The organism is Pseudomonas tohonis, assembly GCF_012767755.2.
In the GTDB taxonomy this organism is placed as follows: domain Bacteria; phylum Pseudomonadota; class Gammaproteobacteria; order Pseudomonadales; family Pseudomonadaceae; genus Metapseudomonas; species Metapseudomonas tohonis.
In genome coordinates, this window is the sequence record NZ_AP023189.1 from 2119981 (window position 1) to 2139110 (window position 19130).

Consider the following 19130-nt stretch of genomic DNA (forward strand, 5'->3'; position numbering starts at 1 on the left):
ATCCGATGCGTGCTTGGTTGTTGGGCAGCTGCCTGGCGTTGATGGTGATGGCCCAGGAGGCGGCGGCGGGGACCGTGCTGGTCGTCGGGGATAGTATCAGCGCCGCTTTGGGGCTGGAAACCAGCCAGGGCTGGGTCTCCCTGCTGCAGAAACGCCTGGATGAGGAGGGTTTCGAGCATCGCGTGGTGAACGCGTCCATCAGTGGCGACACCAGTGCCGGCGGTGCTTCCCGGCTGCCCGCGCTGCTCGGCGAACACAAGCCGGAGCTGGTGATAATCGAGCTCGGTGGCAACGATGGCCTGCGTGGCCAGCCCCCCGCACAATTGCAACAGAATCTTGCCGGTATGGTGGAGCGGTCGCAGCAGGCAGGAGCCAAGGTGCTGCTGCTGGGCATGCGCCTGCCGCCCAATTATGGCAAGCGCTATACCGACGCCTTCGCCCGGGTCTACCAGGACCTGGCGGCCTCCCGGCAGGTGCCGCTGGTGCCGTTCTTCCTCGAGGGGGTGGGGGGCGTCGAGGGGATGATGCAGGCCGATGGCATCCATCCGGCGGCGGGTGCCCAGGGCAAGTTGCTGGATAACGTCTGGCCGAGCCTGAAGCCGCTGCTCTGAGCCCTGTCGGGAGGCTTTTCCAGGCCAGGCCTTTCGGCTAATGTTGCGCACCCGTCCTGGAGTCCTTCATGCCGCGCCCCGCCTGGTCCCTGCATGCCTACAAGCTGATCGAGCCCGATGAGCAGCTCGACCTGTTCGCCTGTCGCGAGGTGCGCCTGCACCTGGTCGCGCGCCAGCTCGAACTGGGTGGTCATGCGGACAGGACTCTCTGCGGCGGCCTGCTGCCGGCGAAGCCGCGCTGGTGCGAGCTGGAAAGGCCGCAACTGCAGGACCGGAGGTTGTGCCCGGCCTGCCGTGCCGAGTTGAACGCCCAGCGCGACGGCCAGCGGCCCGAATGGTCCGACGGCTGAGCCCTCCCGGCGCGTTGCGTGCCGGTGTACAATCCCGAGTCTTTTAATCAGCCACTTTTGCCAAGGATTACCGGATGTTGTCGCGCGTTCCCGCCGTCGCCCGTTCCCTGTCTCTGGCCGCGTTCGCGCTGGCCGGTCACGCTGCAGCACTGGAGCTGCCCCTACCGCCCCCTGGCGAGGATATCGTCGGCCAGGTCCAGGTGATCAAGGCCAAGTACGAAGACACCTTCGCCGACATCGGCGTGGCCAATGACCTGGGCTACCTGGAGATGGTCGCCGCCAACCCGGGCGTCGATCCCTGGCTGCCGGGCACTGGCACCGAGATCCTGCTGCCGACCCGTTTCATCCTGCCGCCGGGCCCGCGCGAGGGCATCGTGATCAACCTGGCCGAATACCGCATGTACTACTTCCCGAAAGGGCAGAACGTGGTGCATACCTTCCCGCTGGGCATCGGTCGCGAGGGCTGGGGCTCTCCGATCAACACCACCAAGATCACCGCCAAGACACCCAACCCGGCCTGGTATCCGCCCAAGTCCATCCGCGAAGAGCATGCCGCCGATGGCGACCCGTTGCCCACCGTGGTGCCGCCGGGCCCGGATAACCCGCTGGGGCCGTTCAAGTTCACCCTGGGCCTGCCCGGTTACCTGATCCACGGTTCCAACAAGAAGTTCGGTATCGGCATGCGTGTCAGCCATGGCTGCTTCCGCATGCTCAACAACAACGTGCTGGAGCTGGCGAAGATGGCGCCGGTCGGTACCCCGGTGCGGATCATCAACGAGCCCTACAAGTTCGGCGTGAGCGGCGGCAAGGTCTACATCGAGGCGCACACCCCGCTGAACGACCATGGTGATCCGTCGGTGGTGGACAAGCACACCGCGGTGATCAACGCGCTCCTCAAGCGTGAGGACCTGGTCAACAGCATCCGCCTGGACTGGGAAGTGGTGCGTGAAGTCGTGGCGGCCGAGGATGGCCTGCCGGTAGAGATCGCCGAGCCTTCCGCTGCTGTTGCCAACAGCGAGCCTGCACCTGCCCCGAGCTTCTGATCGCGTATCGCCAAGAGCCCGCCTTCCCTCGGATGGCGGGCTTTTTCATGCCCATGGAAATGTGCCGGGGCGGAGTCGCGGGCATAAAAAAACCGACCCAGTGAACTGGGTCGGTTTCGAGTAAAAGCCTTGTGGGCTATTACTTGCGGCTGGCTTTTTCCAGCATACGCAGAGCGCGCTCGTTAGCCTCGTCAGCGGTTTGCTGGGCTTTCTGAGCGGCGGCCAGAGCTTCGTCAGCCTTGCGGTAGGCTTCATCGGCACGGGCTTGAGCGCGAGCGGCTGCATCTTCAGTTGCAGTCAGACGGGCTTCGGTTTCTTTGGAGACGCTGCTGCAACCGGTGGCCAGAACTGCTGCCAGAGCCAGAGCAGAGAATTTCAGAACGTTGTTCATCGTGTTCCCCTTAAGGTGGACATTTCCATAAAAGCAATTCCCCGAGCTTGGGAAATTAGCCGGCGTACATACTACCCATAACTTGTAGTAAGTAAACTGACGCGGTGCAAGGAGGCGGGTTTTTTTTCACCTGATCCTCTATTCCCTCGTGCAAGTCCCGGTGCATCTGTGCAAAAAGCATCCAGTTGGATAGTCCTTGAGCAGGCGAAGTTCAAAGTTTAGCCGCCGGTGGGGAAAGTGCCCTGGCGACCCCGGCCCGGTTGGTCAAGCGGAAGTAGTCGGTAAGTGGTTGGAGGAGGTCGCTTTTGCATCTTCGCCCGCTTGCGGGATGTAAAGCCCACAACTTCCCAATCGTTACAGTGAACTGGTTCTTCATATTGTAGGAAATGCCGTGGATGCCCTTCAGGCGCACTGATAAGCTGCGCCGATTTCCTCCCGCATTCCAGGACATCAAGGACGGCGTAATGGCAAGACTACTTAAGTGGGTGGTGCTCGCAGCGCTCGCGCTGGCGTTAATCATCAAACTCTCCCTGTACCTCTCGGTCAGGTCGATCATGAATGATGCGATCCAGCAGCTTTCGCCGATCATGGACATCAGCTACGGCGGGATCACGTCCTCCTTCGACGGCCGTGTCGGCCTCGAGAACCTCAAGATCCGCGTCCCCGCGCTGAGCGACAGCGTGCAGGTGGCCCATGCCGAGCTGAAGTTCAATGGCCTGCGCGAGCTGCTCAGCTTCAAGGAGCGCCTGGACGAGGGCAAGTTCCCGAAACAGATGGCCATGCGCTTGAAGGGCGTGATGCTGGAAGTGCACGGTCCCTTCATGCAGCAGCTTTACGATGCGCCGACCGAACGCAGCATCTTCACCGCGATGAGCGAAGTGGCGTGTGGCAAGGTCAGCCACATCGGTACCAACGAACTGCTCGACATGGGCTATCGCACCTTCGAGACGGACGCCGAGTTCTCCTACCTGTTCGAGCCGGGCGCGCAGAAGCTCACGTTCAATCTCACTTCCGATACCCGTGACATGGGCGAGACGCGCGTCAGCATGGCGCTGTCGAACATGTCCGAGAAGCCGGGTGATTTGCGCGTCAACCCGCCGCGCCTGTCGAGCGTCGTCTTCGAACTCAACGACAACCAGTATCAGCGCAAGGTGCAGGAGTACTGCGCCGGCAAACTCGGGCAGTCGACGGACGTCTACCTGAAGACGGCGGTGGAGCAACTCGACCGCGTGCTGCGCTCGCAGAAGATCGCCCTCGACCAGCCGCTGCTGGATGCTTATTCGCGCTACCTGAAGGACCCGCAGTCGCTGCGTGTCGAGCTGACACCGACCGAGGGCATGAGTTGGGACGGCCTGCAGTTCTTCGAGCCCAAGGATGTCGTCGGCATGCTGCGCCCGGCGCTGCTGGTCAACCAGCAACCGGTGCAGCCGATCGCCTTCGCCTGGGTCGACCCGGACAAGCGCGCCGAAATGGGCGTGAACGAGAAGGTCTCGGTGGCAGCGGAAAAAGCCGACGATGCCGGTGCCTCGCCGCAGTACGAGTTCGTCAACGTATCCAGCCTGCAGGACTACGCGGGCAAGCGCTTGCAGTTCATCACCTTCGATGGCGCCTATTACCAGGGTGTATTACATAAGGTGGAGAACGGTAAGGCTTTCCTGAGTGTCCAATTTGGCTCCGGCTCCGCCGAAATGTTTCTTCGGCTGGAAAAGATAGATAAGGTACGGGTGTTGTTCTAAAACCCCCTGAGGAGTTGCGATGAGCGAGGCGCTGTCCATCCACCATGACCAGGCAGGTCATCAGTTCGAGACCACCGTGGACGGTCATCGTGCATACCTTGCCTACATGGACCTGGGCAAACAGACATTGGACATCTATCGCACCTTCGTGCCGAACGCGTTGCGTGGCCGGGGCATCGCCGCGGCGCTGACCGAGCGCGCACTGGGTTTCGCCGAAGACCAGGGCTATACGGTGATTCCCTCCTGCTCCTACGTGGAGCGCTACATCGAGCGCCGCCAGCGCCACGCCCCCAAGGGTTGAGCTGGAGCTGAAACGAAAACGCCGGGCAGATGCCCGGCGTTTTTCGTTGTGCGGTCTATCAGCCGCGCTGGCGCTTGGGCAGTACGTCCTTGAGCTTGGCGTGCATGCTGCGCAGGGTCTTCTCGGTGGTTTCCCAGTCGATGCAGGCGTCGGTGATGGAGACGCCGTACTTGAGCTGGTCCAGGTCCTTGGGAATGGACTGGCTGCCCCAGCCGAGGTGGCTCTCGACCATCAGGCCGACGATGGAGCCATTGCCTTCGAGGATCTGGTTGGCGACGTTGTCCATCACCAGCGGCTGCAGGGCCGGGTCCTTGTTGGAGTTGGCGTGGCTGCAGTCGACCATGATGTTCGGCTTGATGCCGGCCTTGGTCAGTTCCTGCTCACAAATGGCAACGCTCACCGAATCGTAGTTGGGCTTGCCGTTGCCGCCGCGCAGCACGACATGGCCATAGGCGTTGCCCTTGGTGGTGACGATGGAGACGCCGCCTTCCTGGTTGATGCCGAGGAAACGGTGCGGGCTGGAGACGGACTGCAGCGCATTGATCGCCACGGTCAGGCTGCCGTCGGTGCCGTTCTTGAAACCGACTGCCGAGGACAGGCCGGAGGCCATCTCGCGGTGGGTCTGGGATTCGGTGGTGCGGGCGCCGATGGCGGACCAGCTGATCAGGTCCTGCAGGTACTGCGGGGAGATCGGGTCAAGCGCCTCGGTGGCGGTGGGCAGGCCTTTTTCGGCCAGGTCGCGCAGCAGCTGGCGACCGATATGCAGGCCGTCCTGGATCTTGAAGGAGTCGTCCAGGTACGGGTCGTTGATCAGGCCTTTCCAGCCGACGGTGGTGCGCGGCTTCTCGAAGTACACGCGCATGACCAGGAACAGGGTATCGGACACTTCGGCAGCCAGGCCCTTGAGGCGATCGGCGTACTCGTGGGCGGCCTTGATGTCGTGGATCGAGCAGGGGCCGACCACCACGAACAGGCGATGATCCTTGCCATCGAGGATGTTGCGTACCACTTCACGGCCGTTGGCCACGGTGCGCAGGGCAGCGTCGGTGAGCGGAATCTCGCGTTTCAGTTGCTCCGGCGTGATCAGGGTCTCGTTGGAGGCAACGTTGAGGTCGTCGATCGGTAAATCAGCCATCGTGCTAGTCATCAGGTCAGTCGTCAGGTCACAGGTGCGGGCCGCCAGCCATCCCGGAGCTGCGGGGCACGGCATTTGAGTGCGCGTCGGGGACGCGGAACCTTAACGCGTTACACGCTGGCTCGACAATGGCACCAAGGGGGCAAATAGGCGGAAAATGCTCAGTTCAGGCTGGCTGCGGAGAACTCGGCGGCGTGACGGGCGATCCATTCCTGTGCGATGCGCTCGATCGGCAGTTCCTCGCCGGCTTCGAGCTCGCGCTGCTTGCGGTAGACCTCGATCTGGCAGACCTGCTCGACCATGCGGGCGCGGAAAAGCGTTTCCTCATCGGTGAAGCAGATGCCCACCAGGTAGTCGTCGGACTGCTTGCGGCACCAGGCGACGATGCCGGCGTAGCGTGCCTCGTCACCGAGCAGGGGGATTCGCAGCTCGATCGCGGTGCCCTTGCGAAAGCCTCGGATCGAGTTGCAGGCAACGCCGCCGAGACTGATATTGTGCAGCCGCTGTCGCGGCAGGAAGCTGTGCTTGCGCAGTACCAGCTCCACAGGCAGGTCGCTGGGGTGACGCAGGAATCGACGCATTTTTCATGGACTCCGGGTGCCATTTTTCCGGCATCGCTAAGGGCAGTATAGTGCGCGAACTCGAACTGACTGATTTCGATGCGGACCAGCAACTGCTGGCCCTGCCGGGTATCTCGCTCATCGTATTCACGAGCATAGGTTGTGCCAGTTGCCGCTGGGCGCGGCGCCACTTGTCGCAGATGCCCCTGGGCGTCGACAGATTGTGCTGGATAGACGCCGGCAATAATGGTGGCCTGGTGCAGCGCTACGAGGTATTCCACCTGCCCGCACTCTTCGTGGTGCGGGACGGACAATTTCTTGGCGCCCTGCGCAGCACGCTGCAGGGCGAGGACCTGAACCGCAACCTGGACGACGCCCTGGCCCGCCAGGCAGAGGAGCTTCCCTGATGACCCAACCCTCGCAGCCACGCATCGGCATCATCGGCACCGGTGCCATCGGCGGCTTCTATGGCCTTTTGTTGGCCCGCGCCGGCTTCGACGTGCACTTCCTCCTGCGCAGCGAGTACGACGCGGTGCGCGCCAATGGCCTGCAACTCAACAGTGCGGTGCACGGCGCCCTGGCCCTCAAGCCCGTGCAGGCCTATCGCGACGTGGCCGAGATGCCGCCCTGCGACTGGCTGCTGGTGGGCGCCAAGACCACCAGCAACGCCGATCTAGCGCCGCTGATCGCATGGGCCGCCGCGCCGGGTGCCAAGGTGGTGTTGCTGCAGAACGGGCTGGCGGTCGAGGACGCGCTGCGCCCGCTGCTGCCGGATTCACTGCACCTGCTGGGTGGGCTCTGCTACATCTGCGTCCATCGCGATGCGCCGGGGGTGATCGAACACCAGTCCCTGGGCGCGGTGAACCTTGGCTACCACTCCGGCCCGGCGGGCGATGACGCTGCGCGCCAGGCACTGGTGGAAGAGGGCGCCGGACTGTTCCGCGCGGCGGGGCTGGACTCCACCGGGATGCCCGACCTGGAGCAGGCGCGCTGGCAGAAACTGGTGTGGAACGTGCCTTACAACGGCCTCTCGGTGCTCCTCGACGCGGGCACCACCGCGCTGATGCGCAACGCCGACAGCCGCGAGCTGATCCAGGCGATCATGCAGGAGGTGGTGGAAGGTGCACTGGCCTGCGGGCACAGCCTTCCGGAGGGCTTCGCCGGTAAATTGCTGGCGGCCACCGACCGCATGCCCGACTACCTGCCGAGCATGTACCACGACTTCGCCCAGCGCCGCCCGCTCGAACTCGAAGCCATCTATGCTGCACCCCTGGCAGCGGCCGCTGCGGCGGGCCGGGACCTGCCGCGCATCCGCGCGATGTACCAGGCCCTGCGCTTCATCGACGCGCGCAACCAGGAATAAGGAGACAGGCATGGCGGGAGGACTGGCGGACAAACTGGTGCTGGCGATTTCCTCGCGGGCGCTGTTCGACCTCAACGAAAGCCACAGGGTCTACGAGTCCGAAGGCATCGAGGCCTACCGCCAGTACCAGATCGACCACGAGGACGAGGTGCTCGACCCGGGCGATGCGTTCCCCCTGGTGCAGAAGCTCCTCGGCCTCAACAGCGCACTGGGCCAGCCACGCGTCGAGGTGATCCTGGTGTCGCGCAACAGTGCCGATACCGGGCTGCGTGCCTTCAACTCCATCCAGCAGCACGGCCTGGCCATCTCCCGCGCAGCCTTTTCCGGTGGCCGCAGCCCCGGGCCCTATCTCAAGGCTTTCGGTTGCCACCTGTTCCTTTCCACCCACGTGGACGATGTCCGTGCGGCGCTGCAGAGTGGTTTCGCCGCAGCCACCATCCTGTCCGGCGGGCCGCGCCGGGCCGCCAGCAACGAACTGCGCATCGCCTTCGACGGGGACGCGGTGCTGTTCTCGGACGACTCCGAGCGGGTCTACCAGCAGGGCGGGCTCGAGGCCTTCCAGGCCTACGAGCGCCAGGCGGCCTTGACCCCGCTGGACGGCGGCCCCTTCAAGCCATTCCTTTCGGCGCTCAACAGCCTGCAGCAGGAGTTCCCCGCCGATGCCTGCCCGATCCGCACGGCGCTGGTCACCGCCCGCTCGGCGCCTGCCCATGAACGGGTCATCCGCACCCTGCGCGAATGGAACATCCGCCTCGACGAGTCCTTCTTCCTCGGCGGGCTGGAGAAATCCTCCATCCTCGATGCCTTCGGCGCCGACGTGTTCTTCGACGACCAGGCGGGACATTGCGAGAAAGCCCGCGAAGTGGTCGCCACCGGCCACGTTCCCCACGGTGTGAGCAACGAACCGCTGATATCTGACTAAGCTGAGACGAGGCCCGCCACCCAGGCAGTAGGAGGCCTCATGATCCGTTCGATTCTCTACGCCACCGACCTCGGTCTCTACGCCCCCTATGTGCTGCAGCACGCCCTTTCGCTCGCCCGGGTCTACCAGGCCGAGCTCTACGTGGTGCACGCCGTCGAGCCGCTCGGGCTGTTCGCCGAGTCCGTCCTGCAGACCTACCTCGACGAAGAGCGCCTTGCGGAGCTGCGGACCAAGGGGCTGGGCACCGTCATGGCCAGCATCGAGCAGCGCGTGCTGGAAGGGTTCCGCGACGAGATGGGGGACGCGCAGAGCGAGCTGGAAATGATCCGCGCAGTGCGTGTGGTGCAGGGGGACCCGCCGCAGGTGATTCTCGAGGAGGCACAGAAACTCGGGGTGGATTTGCTGGTCGTAGGCAGTCACAGCCATGGCGCTGCGCTCGATACGCCCCTGGGGCGGACCTCGGCGCGCCTGGTGCAGCTGTCCGACGTGCCCGTGTACCTGGTGCCCATGCTTCAACACCGTGGGCGGGGCGAGCTGTGACGACGATGACGAATGGCGTGCAAAACTGAAAAAAACGTCTAGTTTTATCCATCAAACCATTAATATGGTTATAAACGTCGCTGACCATCCAATGCGTCGTCATTTGCTTTGAGGGATATCTATGAAGCTTCAGCAACTGCGCTACATCTGGGAAGTGGCGCACCACGACCTCAACGTGTCGGCCACCGCGCAAAGCCTTTACACCTCGCAACCGGGTATCAGCAAGCAGATCCGCCTGCTCGAGGATGAACTGGGCGTGGAAGTCTTCGCCCGCAGTGGCAAGCACCTGACCCGCGTCACCCCCGCAGGCGAACGCATCATCACCACCGCCGGGGAGATCCTGCGCAAGGTGGAGAGCATCAAGCAGATCGCCCAGGAGTTCTCCAACGAGAAGAAGGGCACGCTGTCCATCGCCACCACCCACACCCAGGCTCGCTACGCGCTGCCGCCGGTGATCAGCGGCTTCATCCGCCAGTACCCCGACGTGGCGCTGCACATGCACCAGGGCACGCCGATGCAGATCGCCGAGATGGCTGCCGACGGCACCGTCGACTTCGCCATCGCCACCGAGGCGCTGGAGCTGTTCGGCGACCTGGTGATGATGCCTTGCTACCGTTGGAACCGCTGCGTGATCGTGCCCCAGGGGCACCCGCTGGCCAAGCTGCCGAAGCTCACCCTGGAAGCCCTCGCCGAGCACCCCATCGTCACCTACGTATTCGGTTTCACCGGCCGCTCCAAGCTGGACGAAGCCTTCAGCCATCGCGGCCTGACGCCGAAGGTGGTGTTCACCGCCGCCGACGCCGACGTGATCAAGACCTATGTACGCCTGGGCCTGGGCGTGGGCATCGTCGCCAAGATGGCGGTCGATCCCAAGCTGGACAGCGACCTCGTGGTACTGGATGCCAGCGAGCTGTTCGAGTCCAGCGTGACCAAGATCGGCTTCCGCCGCGGCACCTTCCTGCGCGGCTTCATGTGCGATTTCATCGAGAAGTTCGCCCCGCACCTGACCCGCGACATGCTGGCCAAGGCGGTGCAATGCCACAACAAGGCCGAGCTGGACGAGTTGTTCCACGACGTCGAGCTGCCGACCTACTGAGTCGGTCGCGGTAAACGAAAAGCCCGGCATCCGCCGGGCTTTTTCATTGCGCTTCGAGCACCTGGTGCAGGAACTCGTGGAACACGGTGTAGACCTGCTCGCTACCGTCGTCGTGGCGCACCACGAAGAAGGGCGCGGTGTCGACGCCATAGTGCTGGGCGACCATCCAGCCGGCGCTGGCCGGGTTGCGTTCGTCGGCCACCATCACCCGGTCGATGCGTTGCAGATGGCCGCCGCGCTCCAGCAGGCGCTGCACGTCCTTGCACTTGGCGCAGTCCTGGCCGTCGGCCAGGACCTTCTTCACCAGGGTGATCTTCATCGGCTCAGTGCTTGGCGATCAGGTTGCCGGCATGCAGCCCGCATTCCTTCTGCGTGGCCTCTTCCCACCACCAACGGCCTTCGCGTTCGTGCTGGTTGGGCAGCACGGGGCGGGTGCAGGGCTCGCAGCCGATGCTGATGAAGCCGCGCTCGTGCAGCGGGTTGTAGGGGATCTCCAGCATGCGGATATAGGCCCAGACTTCGTCACTGGGCATCTGTGCCAGCGGGTTGAACTTGTACAGCGGGTTGTCCGGCGTGGAGAAGGCGCCGTCCAGCTCCACCACCGCCACATTGCTGCGGGTGCCAGGGCTCTGGTCGCGGCGCTGGCCGGTGGCCCAGGCGCGAACGGTGGACAGCTTGCGGCGCAGCGGCTCGATCTTGCGGATGCCGCAGCACTCCTCGTGGCCGTCCTTGTAGAAGCTGAACAGGCCCTTCTCGCGGACGAAGGGCTCCAGCCGGGTCGCATCGGGGGAAAGCACCTCGATGGCGATACCGTAGTGCTCGCGCACCTTCTCGATGAAACGGTAGGTTTCCGGGTGCAGGCGGCCGGTGTCGAGGCTGAACACCTTCACGTTCCTGTTCAGCTTCCAGGCCATGTCCACCAGCACCACATCCTCGGCGCCGCTGAAGGACAGCCACAGCTCATCGCCGAAGTGTTCGAAGGCGAGCTTGAGGATGTCCTGGGGGGACTTGCTGGCGTAAGCCGCAGCAATCTCGGCGACGTCGAAAGGTTGGCTCATCAGGCGGTTTTCCTAGTTGAAATGGCGCTACGCGCTCTGTGGCGCGGATGGTAACAAAAGCAACTTATGCGCCTAAATAACCAGAAGGAAGGTGGACTGCCGTGTTCGGATATAAGTGCCGCGTTGCGTGGCTGCGGGTGAAAAGCTAGAGTGCCGCCTCCCCAACAAACCAATACCGAGGAATGTCTCGTGGAAATCGCCTGTCTCGACCTGGAAGGTGTGCTGGTTCCGGAAATCTGGATCGCCTTCGCCGAAAAAACTGGAATCGACGCGCTCAAGGCCACCACCCGCGATATTCCCGACTACGACGTGCTGATGAAGCAGCGCCTGCGCATCCTCGACGAGCATGGCCTCAAGCTCTCCGACATCCAGGAAGTGATCGCCACGCTCAAGCCGCTGGAGGGCGCCGTCGAGTTCGTCGATTGGCTGCGCGAGCGTTTCCAGGTGGTGATCCTCTCCGACACCTTCTACGAATTCTCCCAGCCCCTGATGCGCCAGCTCGGTTTCCCGACCCTTCTGTGCCACAAGCTGATCACCGACGAGACCGATCGCGTGGTGGATTACCAACTGCGCCAGAAGGACCCGAAGCGCCAGTCCGTGATCGCCTTCAAGAGCCTCTACTACCGCGTGATCGCCGCCGGCGACTCGTACAACGACACCACCATGCTCTCCGAGGCCCATGCCGGCATCCTCTTCCATGCCCCGGAGAACGTGATCCGCGAGTTCCCGCAGTTCCCGGCCGTGCACACCTACGAAGACCTCAAGCATGAGTTCCTCAAGGCCTCCAACCGCTCGCTGAGCCTCTGAGCCCAGCCATGAAAAAGCCCGCGAAAGCGGGCTTTTTCGTTTCCGCGCCTGCTGGGCGCCAGGCGAGCGTTCTTTCTACAGCCCCTCCAGCGTCCGCAACAGCACCTGCACCTTGGTGATGGATTCGCGGTACTCCGCTTCCCAGTCCGAGTCGGCAACGATGCCGCCGCCGCCCCAGCAACTGGCCACGCCGTCCTTCACCAGCAGGGTGCGGATGGCGATGGAACTGTCCATCTCCCCGCGCACGTCGAGGTAGAGAAGCGAGCCGCAGTAGATGGAGCGACGGGTCGGCTCCAGCTCGTCGATGATCTCCATCGCGCGGATCTTTGGTGCGCCGGTGATGGAGCCGCCGGGGAAACTACCCAGCAGCAGGTCCAGCGCATCCTTGTCGTCGGCGAGCGTGCCGCTCACGGCGCTGACCAGGTGGTGCACGTTGGGGTAGCTCTCCAGCGCGAACAACTCCGGCACCTTCACGCTGCCGGTGCTGCAGCTGCGGCCCAGGTCGTTGCGCAGCAGGTCGACGATCATTAGGTTCTCCGCCCGGTCCTTCGGGCTCGCCAGCAGTTCCTGCGCCTGCTCGGCGTCTTCCTCCGGCGTGCGTCCCCGCGGGCGGGTGCCCTTGATCGGGCGAGTCTCCACCTGGCCCTTGCTGAGCCTGATGAAGCGCTCCGGCGAGAGGCTGAGGATGGCGCCGCCGCCGGGCAGGGCCTGGTAGGCGGAAAAGGGCGTGGAACAGGCCTCGCGCAAGGCGAGGTAGGCGCTCCAGGGGTCGCCCTGGCACGGCGCCTGAAAGCGCTGGGCGAAATTCACCTGGTAGCAATCACCGGCTGCGATGTAGGACTGGATCCGCTCGATCGCGTTTTTGTAAGCCGCCTGAGTCAGATCCGCCTGAAAGACGCTCTTAAGGCGAAATTCATCGACGTTATAGGGATTTTCCGAGCAGCTGAACAGGTCTACCAGGCGTTGGCGCTCGCTCTGCGCGAGGCTCGGATGGAATACCAGCTGGCTGGTGCGCTGCTGGTGGTCACTGACGAGGGCCCACGCGTAGAGGCCGAGCTGGGCGTCGGGCAACTGGCGGTCATCCTGTGCCCGGGCGGGCAGCGCTTCCAGGCGACGGCCGAAGTCATAGGAAAAATACCCCATCAATCCGCCCGTGAATGGCAGTTCCACGGCATCGGGCGTTTCGGCGAATCCCAACTGCCGCAAGGCCTCGCGAAGGCGGTGGATAAAGTCGTTGGCCGATTCGTCGGGTCCCGGCGCCAGTTCTGCCAATGGCCAGGCGCTGAATAGGTCATAGCGTCCACGACTGGCAATGGGCCTGCCGGCGTCGAGCAGCACCGCTCCGGGTGCATGGCGGACGAGGGCGAAGCGCTGTCCCGGGTGTTCGTGGTAGGGCAGGGGGTGTACGAGGCTATTGGGCATGATGGACGCAAAGAGGGCGCGAGTGAGGATTCTAGACCGCCTAAATTGTCGATCCTAGAGCCGTTTCTTAAGTTTACGCAGGAAATGCATTCTGATAATTATGGATAAATCCCGCGGGGTCATATCCCCGTCCCACAACGATAAAGATACAGGGATACAGGCCGTGGATGCAGTTCTCGACCCCGCAGCCGGCAGCCTACTGCGCTCAAAACTGATGACGCCCCAGGCGTCTGCCGACTATTTGCCACGACCGCAGGTGCAGGCGGTGTTGGCAGCACATCCCCATGCCCGGCTTCTGCTGTTCTCGGCACCCGCCGGCTTTGGCAAGACCACCGCCCTCGCGCTCCTGGCCGAACAGCGCCGTGCGGCGGGCTCCGCCGTTGCCTGGTTCTCCCTGGGCAAGGAGGACGACAATCCCTCGCGTTTCTTCCAGCAGCTGATCAAGACCCTGGGCGCCGCCGTGCCCGGTCTCGGTACGCACGCCTCGGGCTTCCTGCAGAACACCATGCAGGTGCCGGTCGCAGCGGTGCTGGAGAGCCTGCTGGTGGAACTGACCGGCCTGGAAGGTCCCCTGCTGCTGGTGCTGGATGACTTGCACCTGCTCAGCGACGCGGAAATCTTCAGTGCCCTCGGCCGCCTGGTGAAGATGGCCCCGGCCCATTTCACCCTTGCCATCGGCAGCCGCTCCCTGCCGCCGATGAATCTCGCGACCCTGCGTGCCAAGGGCTGGTTGCTGGAGATCGGCCTGGACGAGCTGCGCCTGACCGAGGAAGAAACCCGCCACTACCTGGACCGCAGCGGCCTCGCGCTGGACGAGGCGACCCTGGCCGCGCTGCACAGCCAGACCGAAGGCTGGCTGATCGGCGTGCACCTCGCCAGCCTCTGGCTGCGCCACCAGCCCCAGGCATCCGACCAGGTCCTGGCGATGGGCGGTGACCAGGCCGCAGTGGGCGACTACCTGCTGACCACCGTCTTCGAGCAATTGCCGACGGACCTGCAGGACGCCCTGCTGGCCCTCGGCATCGCCAGCCAGCTGAGCGGCGACCTGGCCAACGCGCTCACCGGGCGCAACGATGGCCAGGCCCTGCTGGAGCGGCTGGAGACCATGCAGCTGTTCCTCCTGCCCCTGGACCGCGAGCGCCAGTGGTACCGCTTCCACCACCTGTTCGCCGACTTCCTCCGTGCGCGCCTGCAGGCCCAGGACCCGGAGCGTTTCCGCCAACTGCACTTCAACGCCAGCCTGTGGTTCACCAACCACCACATGCAGAACCTCGCCATCGAGCACGCCTGCCTGGCCGAAGACCCGGAGATGCTCGCGGCGCTGGTGGACGGCTGCGGCCTGGAACTGATCAACCGTGGCCAGCTGAACCAGATCTACCGCTGGCGCCAGTTCGTGCCCGACGACATCGCCGAGCGCTACCCGACGCTGATCCTCGCCGACGTCTGGAACCGCGCCACCGAGCTGGCCCTGCCCGAGGCCAACCAGATGCTCGACGAGCTGCTGGCGCGCTGGGGCGGCGCCGGTGTCCAGGCGCCGTTGAGCGACAAGTACCTGGCGGCGCTCGCGGTGAAGGCCGCGATCGCCCTGCAGAAGGATGACCTCGATTTGTGCGTCAACCTGGCGCGCAAGGTGGAGGGCCTGCTCGGCCAGCACGAGGCCTTCCTCGAAGTGGCCATGCTGGTCATCGGTGCCCTGGCGCTGGTGATCCTCGCCCAGCCGGAACAGGCGCGCCGCCTGCTGGCGCTGGCGCAGCAGCGCAACCACTTCCTCGAGGGCCGCTACCTCGACATGCAACTGGGCAATGTGGAGATCCTCCTGTCCCTGGAGCAGGGCCAGGTCAAGCAGGCCCAGCTGCTCCACGAGCAGATGCGCGCCCAGCTGATGCCCTTGTTCGGCGAGAAATCCCGGGCGCTGGCCTTGCCGGTGATCATCGAGTCGCTGATCGCCTACCAGCAGGGGCGCCTGGATGGCCTGGAAGAGCGCCTGCGCTGGGCGCTCAATCATGTCGACGTGATCAAGCCCATCGATATCTATGCCCAGGGCATGCTGTTCCTCGCGCGCATCCAGCGCATGCAGGACAAGCCCAAGGAAGCCCTCGCCAGTCTGGTGCTGATGCAGAACCTGGCGGCGCGCAACCAGTCCTGGCGCTTCTACGTCCAGGCGGTGGCCGACGAGGTGACGCTGATCCTCCAGGAGCCGGCGACCGACCGCATCAAGCGTGCCGAACTGCGGCTGAAGGCGGTGGACTGGGCCAAGCTCGCCGCCGACTACGCCAAGCGGGGCTTCAACCCGGTGCTCTGGACCCAGGGCCTGATCCGCGTGCGCCTGCAGCAGGCGCGCGGGCACTACAGCGAGGCGCTGCACGAGATCAACCAGTTGCGTGCCCAGCTGCAACCCGGCTGGCATGGTCTGCAGCGCCTGCGCCTGGACCTGCTGGCGGCCCTCAGCTACCAGCGCCTGGGTTACCAGGAGCGTGCCCAGAGCCTGCTGGTGCAGTGCCTGCTCAGCGCCGAGCGCGAAGACGTGCGCAGCCTCTTCGTCGAGGAGGGCGACGCCATCCGCCTGCTGCTGCAGCAACTGGAAGCCGCTGAGCGCCAGCCGGCGTTGCAGGGCTTCATTCGCAGCCTGCTGGCCATCTGGCCGGGTCAGGACATACGCAAGTCACAGGATGTGCTGGAGGAAGGGCTGACCGATCGCGAGCGCGAGGTGGTCCTGCTGGCTGCCAAGGGGCTTTCCAACGAGGAAATCGGCCAGCAGCTCTCGCTGGCCCTGGGGACCGTCAAATGGCACCTGCACAACATCTACGAGAAGCTCAAGGTGCGCAATCGCACCCAGGCGATACGCCGTGCCCGGGAACTGGGGTTGCTGGAGTCATGAGCACTCCCACAACCGATGCGCTGCCGTTCCCGATACTGCGCACCAAGCTGTTCCCGCCGGATTCCGGTGGCCGCCCGCGCCTGGCGCGACAAGCCCTGATCGATCGCCTGTTCGAGGCACGCGGCCAGCGCGTGCTGGTGCTCAGTGCGCCCGCCGGCTTCGGCAAGAGCACGGTGCTCAGCCTGTTCCGCGAAGCCCTGCAACGCGCCGGGGCGCGGGTCGCCTGGCTGTCCTGCGACGATTCCGATAGCGAGCCCCAGCGCCTGCTGCAGTACCTGGTGGCCGCGGTCGAGGCGGTGACCCCGGGCTTCGGCAGCAACACCGCCGGGCTCCTGCGCGGCGAGGTGAACTGGCCGGTGGAGGCGATCATCGATGCCTTCGTCAGCGACCTGCAGCGTCTCGATGGCGAACTCTACGTGATGCTCGACGACTTCCATCGCATCCGCCACGCCAGCCTGGAGCAGGGCGCCCGCCACCTGGTGGAGCGCCTGCCGAGCAACGTCCACCTGATCAGCGCGACCCGCTTCACCCCGCGCAGCCTGTTCGTCGAGGGCGACGCCTTCATGCTCCAGGCCGAGGACCTGCGCCTGTCCCTGGAGGAGGCCGAGGCCTATTTCCGCGAAGTGCGCGAGCTGGAACTGAGCCGCAGCGAGCTCAAGCAACTGCATGCGCGCACCGAGGGCTGGATCACCGCGCTGCACCTGGCCAGCCTGGCGCTGGCGCGGCACCCGGATCGCGCGGCCTTCCTCGCCAGCCTCTCGGGGACCGAGCGCAACATCGCCGACTACCTGGCCGAGGACGTGGTCAACAGCCTGCCCCTGGCCTTGCAGCAGTTCCTCGACCAGACCTCGGTGCTGGACGAGTTCTGCGCCGACCTGTGCAACGCCCTGACCGGCCGCCGCGATGGCCTGGACATGCTGATGCGCCTGCAGCGCGAGCAGTTGTTCGTCATTCCGCTGGACGAGCAGGGTGAATGGTTCCGCTATCACCACCTGTTCGCCGAATTCCTCCAGGGCCGCCTGCAGCGCCACACCGACAGTGCCACGCTGCTGCACGCCGCGGCCCGCTGGTGCGAGAGCCACGACCTGCCGGACCGTGCCATCAAGTACGCCCTGCGTGGCCGCGACTACGGCTTCGCCGCCGAGTTGCTGGAGCGCCAGGGCGCGCGGCTGATCGCCGGCAACCGCGTCTACGGCATCCTGTCCATGCTCAAGGAAGTGCCCGCCGAGGTGATCCGCGAGCATCCCGTGTTCCAGATCTTCTACGCCTGGCAACTGGCCTTCGAGCAGAAGTTCGCCGAGTCCGAGGCGCTGATCGAAGAGGTCAGCACCCGCCTGTTGCAGGGGCGCGGCAAGGTCATCCACTTCGGCCTCGGCGAACTGCTGGCGGCCTCCCAGGTACTCAAGGCGCTGGTGCTGCTGTACCAGGACAAGCTGGAAAGCTGCCTCAAGGTCGCCCGCCAGTGGCTGGCCATGGTGCCGGACAACCAGCCGGTGTTCCGCGCCAGCCTGTCCTGCGTGCAGGCGGCGGCCTATGCGTTGCTTGGCGAGTTCGGCGATGCCGCGAAATCCATCGCCACCGCGCGCGATTGCCTGCGCATCGTCGACAGTGAATACCTGCATGTGATGACCAGCCTGATCGAGGCGCTGATCTGCAAGGAGAGCGGTGAACTGGAGCGCGGGCGCTCGATCGCCGAGATCGCCCGGGGCCGGGTCGAGCGGGTGTTCGGCCGTCGCAGCCGCGTCGGCGGGCCGCTGGTGCTGGCCTACGCCGACCTGCTCTACGAACAGGACCGCCATGCCGCGGTGCTCGCCGAGCTGCCCCTGGCCACCACCTGGCGTGACGTGGCGACGCCGGTCGAACTGATCAGCCGGGGCCAGCTGGTGATGGCCCGCGCGCGTTTCTTCGCCGGTGAATCCGAGCAGGCCCTCAATCAGCTGGACGACTGGCTGGCCGGGCTCCAGGGCCCCGGTTACGAGCGTGTCTTCGCTCATGGCATGGGCTGCAAGGTGCAGTTCCTGCTGTGGCTGCGCCGGCCCAACGAGGCCGAGCGCGTATGCCTGCAACTGGAGCGCCACCTGGCGGCGTTGCCGCTGGCCCGCTACGCCGATGCGCACACGGCGCTGGCGCTGTCCGTCGCCCGCCTGGCTTTGGCCGAGCGGCGTCCGGAGAAGGCACAGAGCGCGCTGGAGACCTGCCTCGCCCGCCAGGGGGCCGAGCACCAGCGCGACCGGCGCCTGCGCCTGTCCCTGTTACTTTCCGTGGCCTACTGGCGCAAAGGTAACAGCGACAAGGCCTTCGCTCTGTTCCTGCCCACCCTCGAGGAGGCCTGGAATCGCGGCTACCGGCGCCTGTTCCAGGACGACGCCCTCTGGCTGCTGCCGCTCTGGGAGGCCTGGCGCGCCGCCGAGCCCAAGAAGGCCGGGGCCTGGCAGGGCATCGCCGAGACCTTGCGCGAGCAATGCCGGCGCCTGGCGGTGGACCCGGAGACCTTCGACGAGAACCAGGATGTGAGCCACCGCGAGCGGGAAATCCTGCGCTTCGTCGCGGCGGGCCTGTCCAATCGGGACATCGCCCAGGCGGTGCACCTGTCGGAAGCGACCATCAAATGGCACCTGCACAACCTGTTCGCCAAGCTGGGCGTGCGCAGCCGTACCCAGGCGGTGCTCAAGGGCAAGAGCCTGGGCCTGCTCAGCGAGGCCTGATGCCATTAAATAACTAGCGACTTGCCATCCTCCATCCCTTGGATGGGCTGGCAGCGAGGCGGGGCCTCAGTAACGTAAGAACCAGGTCGAGGAGCCTTGCGCTTCACGAGTCCAGGGCGGCGCGCATAGGGAAGCAGCGTTCGTGCTGGAGGTCGGCGAAAGCCGGCCCAACTGTCGCTGACAGGAGGTAGGCGGCAGGCCCCCGGGGCAAC

General features: G+C 64.9%; 19 protein-coding genes. 13 read left to right on the plus strand and 6 right to left on the minus strand.

The genetic code is table 11. The features are described 5' to 3' along the window. Positions 1 to 5: 5 nt before the first annotated feature. The 3 genes from HSX14_RS09785 (at position 6) to HSX14_RS09795 (ending at position 2004) form a co-directional block, all read left to right on the plus strand. Positions 6 to 611, plus strand: coding sequence for an arylesterase (locus HSX14_RS09785; RefSeq protein WP_173173966.1), 606 nt, complete (start codon positions 6 to 8; stop codon positions 609 to 611). A gap of 68 nt (positions 612 to 679) precedes the next feature. After that, positions 680 to 961 (plus strand): hypothetical protein, encoded by a 282-nt coding sequence (locus HSX14_RS09790; protein WP_173173968.1) that lies wholly within the window; start codon positions 680 to 682, stop codon positions 959 to 961. A 74-nt stretch (positions 962 to 1035) separates the two neighbouring features. Then, a complete protein-coding gene (locus HSX14_RS09795; protein WP_173173970.1) occupies positions 1036 to 2004 on the plus strand; it encodes a L,D-transpeptidase family protein in 969 nt (322 codons plus the stop codon). 139 nt (positions 2005 to 2143) lie between these two features. Here HSX14_RS09795 and oprI read toward each other — a convergent pair whose 3' ends face one another. Further along, a complete protein-coding gene (gene oprI, locus HSX14_RS09800; protein ID WP_003448337.1) occupies positions 2144 to 2395 on the minus strand; it encodes an outer membrane lipoprotei OprI in 252 nt (83 codons plus the stop codon). Between the two features lie 464 nt (positions 2396 to 2859). Between oprI and HSX14_RS09805 the strand changes: the two genes are divergently transcribed. After that, positions 2860 to 4131, plus strand: coding sequence for a hypothetical protein (locus HSX14_RS09805; protein WP_173174054.1), 1272 nt, complete (start codon positions 2860 to 2862; stop codon positions 4129 to 4131). Between the two features lie 19 nt (positions 4132 to 4150). After that, on the plus strand, positions 4151 to 4432 hold the full coding sequence (locus tag HSX14_RS09810; RefSeq protein ID WP_021220347.1) for a GNAT family N-acetyltransferase: 282 nt from the start codon (positions 4151 to 4153) through the stop codon (positions 4430 to 4432). Positions 4433 to 4490: 58 nt separating this feature from the next. Here the strand turns inward: HSX14_RS09810 and HSX14_RS09815 are convergent, their stop codons facing one another. Then, on the minus strand, positions 4491 to 5567 hold the full coding sequence (locus HSX14_RS09815; protein WP_111261420.1) for a 3-deoxy-7-phosphoheptulonate synthase: 1077 nt from the start codon (positions 5565 to 5567) through the stop codon (positions 4491 to 4493). Between the two features lie 161 nt (positions 5568 to 5728). Then, a complete protein-coding gene (locus tag HSX14_RS09820; protein WP_173173972.1) occupies positions 5729 to 6148 on the minus strand; it encodes a PilZ domain-containing protein in 420 nt (139 codons plus the stop codon). Between the two features lie 5 nt (positions 6149 to 6153). Between HSX14_RS09820 and HSX14_RS09825 the strand changes: the two genes are divergently transcribed. The 5 genes from HSX14_RS09825 to cysB all read left to right on the plus strand — a co-directional run bounded on the left by HSX14_RS09825 (position 6154) and on the right by cysB (position 10048). After that, positions 6154 to 6534 (plus strand): YbbN family protein, encoded by a 381-nt coding sequence (locus HSX14_RS09825; RefSeq protein ID WP_111261422.1) that lies wholly within the window; start codon positions 6154 to 6156, stop codon positions 6532 to 6534. Beyond that, positions 6534 to 7490 carry a putative 2-dehydropantoate 2-reductase gene (locus tag HSX14_RS09830; RefSeq protein WP_173173974.1) on the plus strand — a complete coding sequence of 319 codons (957 nt, stop codon included), beginning with the start codon at positions 6534 to 6536 and terminating at the stop codon, positions 7488 to 7490. Before HSX14_RS09825 ends, HSX14_RS09830 begins: the two co-directional genes overlap by 1 nt. Positions 7491 to 7500: 10 nt before the next feature. Then, on the plus strand, positions 7501 to 8412 hold the full coding sequence (locus tag HSX14_RS09835; protein WP_173173976.1) for a 5'-nucleotidase: 912 nt from the start codon (positions 7501 to 7503) through the stop codon (positions 8410 to 8412). A gap of 39 nt (positions 8413 to 8451) precedes the next feature. Beyond that, positions 8452 to 8952, plus strand: a complete 501-nt coding sequence (locus tag HSX14_RS09840) for a universal stress protein (RefSeq protein ID WP_173173978.1) — start codon at positions 8452 to 8454, stop codon at positions 8950 to 8952. Between the two features lie 121 nt (positions 8953 to 9073). Next, on the plus strand, positions 9074 to 10048 hold the full coding sequence (cysB, locus tag HSX14_RS09845) for an HTH-type transcriptional regulator CysB (RefSeq protein ID WP_173173980.1): 975 nt from the start codon (positions 9074 to 9076) through the stop codon (positions 10046 to 10048). Between the two features lie 43 nt (positions 10049 to 10091). Here cysB and HSX14_RS09850 read toward each other — a convergent pair whose 3' ends face one another. Both HSX14_RS09850 and HSX14_RS09855 read right to left on the minus strand, forming a co-directional pair. Further along, positions 10092 to 10367 (minus strand): hypothetical protein, encoded by a 276-nt coding sequence (locus tag HSX14_RS09850; protein ID WP_173173982.1) that lies wholly within the window; start codon positions 10365 to 10367, stop codon positions 10092 to 10094. Positions 10368 to 10371: 4 nt separating this feature from the next. After that, positions 10372 to 11106, minus strand: a complete 735-nt coding sequence (locus HSX14_RS09855; protein ID WP_173173984.1) for a phosphoadenylyl-sulfate reductase — start codon at positions 11104 to 11106, stop codon at positions 10372 to 10374. 189 nt (positions 11107 to 11295) lie between these two features. Here HSX14_RS09855 and thrH point away from each other — a divergent pair, with 189 nt between their 5' ends. Next, positions 11296 to 11913 carry a bifunctional phosphoserine phosphatase/homoserine phosphotransferase ThrH gene (thrH, locus tag HSX14_RS09860; RefSeq protein WP_173173986.1) on the plus strand — a complete coding sequence of 206 codons (618 nt, stop codon included), beginning with the start codon at positions 11296 to 11298 and terminating at the stop codon, positions 11911 to 11913. Positions 11914 to 11988: 75 nt separating this feature from the next. Here the strand turns inward: thrH and pabB are convergent, their stop codons facing one another. Next, a complete protein-coding gene (gene pabB / locus HSX14_RS09865) occupies positions 11989 to 13335 on the minus strand; it encodes an aminodeoxychorismate synthase component I (protein ID WP_173173988.1) in 1347 nt (448 codons plus the stop codon). A gap of 163 nt (positions 13336 to 13498) precedes the next feature. Here pabB and HSX14_RS09870 point away from each other — a divergent pair, with 163 nt between their 5' ends. Both HSX14_RS09870 and HSX14_RS09875 read left to right on the plus strand, forming a co-directional pair. Then, a complete protein-coding gene (locus HSX14_RS09870; RefSeq protein WP_228723566.1) occupies positions 13499 to 16213 on the plus strand; it encodes a winged helix-turn-helix domain-containing protein in 2715 nt (904 codons plus the stop codon). After that, a complete protein-coding gene (locus HSX14_RS09875; protein WP_173173992.1) occupies positions 16210 to 18918 on the plus strand; it encodes a helix-turn-helix transcriptional regulator in 2709 nt (902 codons plus the stop codon). The genes HSX14_RS09870 and HSX14_RS09875 overlap by 4 nt, the downstream gene beginning before the upstream one ends. Positions 18919 to 19130 lie beyond the last annotated feature (212 nt).

Coding starts and splice junctions, on each gene's coding strand:
- HSX14_RS09835 (WP_173173976.1), top strand. CDS start 7,501: ATGGCGGGAGGACTGGCGGACAAACTGGTGCTGGCGATTTCCTCGCGG.
- pabB (WP_173173988.1), bottom strand. CDS start 13,335: ATGCCCAATAGCCTCGTACACCCCCTGCCCTACCACGAACACCCGGGA.
- HSX14_RS09785 (WP_173173966.1), top strand. CDS start 6: ATGCGTGCTTGGTTGTTGGGCAGCTGCCTGGCGTTGATGGTGATGGCC.
- HSX14_RS09815 (WP_111261420.1), bottom strand. CDS start 5,567: ATGGCTGATTTACCGATCGACGACCTCAACGTTGCCTCCAACGAGACC.
- HSX14_RS09840 (WP_173173978.1), top strand. CDS start 8,452: ATGATCCGTTCGATTCTCTACGCCACCGACCTCGGTCTCTACGCCCCC.
- HSX14_RS09875 (WP_173173992.1), top strand. CDS start 16,210: ATGAGCACTCCCACAACCGATGCGCTGCCGTTCCCGATACTGCGCACC.
- HSX14_RS09790 (WP_173173968.1), top strand. CDS start 680: ATGCCGCGCCCCGCCTGGTCCCTGCATGCCTACAAGCTGATCGAGCCC.
- HSX14_RS09850 (WP_173173982.1), bottom strand. CDS start 10,367: ATGAAGATCACCCTGGTGAAGAAGGTCCTGGCCGACGGCCAGGACTGC.
- HSX14_RS09810 (WP_021220347.1), top strand. CDS start 4,151: ATGAGCGAGGCGCTGTCCATCCACCATGACCAGGCAGGTCATCAGTTC.
- HSX14_RS09830 (WP_173173974.1), top strand. CDS start 6,534: ATGACCCAACCCTCGCAGCCACGCATCGGCATCATCGGCACCGGTGCC.
- HSX14_RS09825 (WP_111261422.1), top strand. CDS start 6,154: ATGGACTCCGGGTGCCATTTTTCCGGCATCGCTAAGGGCAGTATAGTG.
- HSX14_RS09820 (WP_173173972.1), bottom strand. CDS start 6,148: ATGCGTCGATTCCTGCGTCACCCCAGCGACCTGCCTGTGGAGCTGGTA.
- HSX14_RS09805 (WP_173174054.1), top strand. CDS start 2,860: ATGGCAAGACTACTTAAGTGGGTGGTGCTCGCAGCGCTCGCGCTGGCG.
- HSX14_RS09795 (WP_173173970.1), top strand. CDS start 1,036: ATGTTGTCGCGCGTTCCCGCCGTCGCCCGTTCCCTGTCTCTGGCCGCG.
- cysB (WP_173173980.1), top strand. CDS start 9,074: ATGAAGCTTCAGCAACTGCGCTACATCTGGGAAGTGGCGCACCACGAC.
- HSX14_RS09855 (WP_173173984.1), bottom strand. CDS start 11,106: ATGAGCCAACCTTTCGACGTCGCCGAGATTGCTGCGGCTTACGCCAGC.
- oprI (WP_003448337.1), bottom strand. CDS start 2,395: ATGAACAACGTTCTGAAATTCTCTGCTCTGGCTCTGGCAGCAGTTCTG.